Below are 840 nucleotides of genomic sequence, written 5' to 3'. Positions count from 1 at the left end.
CAGTTCCTGGGGCACAGCAGACAGGCGTGGTACCAGTACAATACAAGATGTAATAAACGGCAGGAGCATCATGCTCAGGTTCTTGATTTTGTTGCCCGTACCCGGTGCCGTCAGCCGCGAATCGGTACGCGTAAACTGCACTATATGCTGAACATGCAGGCCGATAAAACGCTGAATATCGGACGGGACCGTCTGTTTAATCTGCTGGGTGAATACCGGCTCCTGGTACCCGTGAAACGGGCATATCACAAAACCACCAACAGCCATCATCGCTTTTACCGGCATCCTAATCTGCTGAAACCCGGCCCTGAACAGGTTACCGCCCTTGAGCCAGAGCAGGTCTGGGTCGCCGATATTACTTACCTTCCACTACGCAGCGGCACGGCCTATCTGAGTCTGGTCACCGATGCCTGCTCCAGAAAAATCGTGGGTTACCATGTCGGGGAAAACCTGCAGACAGAAAATGTGGTAAAGGCGTTCAGGCAGGCTCTGAGGCGGAGAAAAACGACAGGTCCGCTGGTACATCACTCTGACAGAGGACTGCAATACTGTTCGGTACTTTATCAGTCAGTTCATGAGCGAAACGGAATAACCTGTTCAATGACCGATGGTTACGACTGCTACCAGAATGCGCTGGCTGAGAGAATAAACGGGATACTGAAAAATGAGTTTTTACTCTCGCGTCCTGCAGACCTGGCGCAAGCGCGGGAAATAGTAAAAGAGTCCGTGGCAATTTATAACCATGAACGGCCACACCTGGCCCTGAAATACAAAACGCCCGATGATGTTCATCAGGCGTTTTACAGACAAAAAACTGTCAACCTATATCAGGACTAGTCA

1 protein-coding gene is annotated in these 840 nt (G+C 50.7%); it reads left to right on the top strand.

The features are described from left to right. A partial coding sequence (locus tag J4614_RS21890) for an IS3-like element ISSen1 family transposase (protein ID WP_208293311.1) occupies nucleotides 1-837 on the top strand: 837 nt, incomplete at its 5' end. Nucleotides 838-840: the final 3 nt, after the last annotated feature.

This window comes from Salmonella sp. 32031103-2018-00083-FB-01-SM-01, from assembly GCF_017571995.1.
Classification (GTDB): Bacteria; Pseudomonadota; Gammaproteobacteria; order Enterobacterales; family Enterobacteriaceae; genus Salmonella; species Salmonella enterica.
The sequence above is the reverse complement of the archived record's forward strand: the minus strand, read 5'-3'. Positions and strand labels throughout refer to the sequence as shown.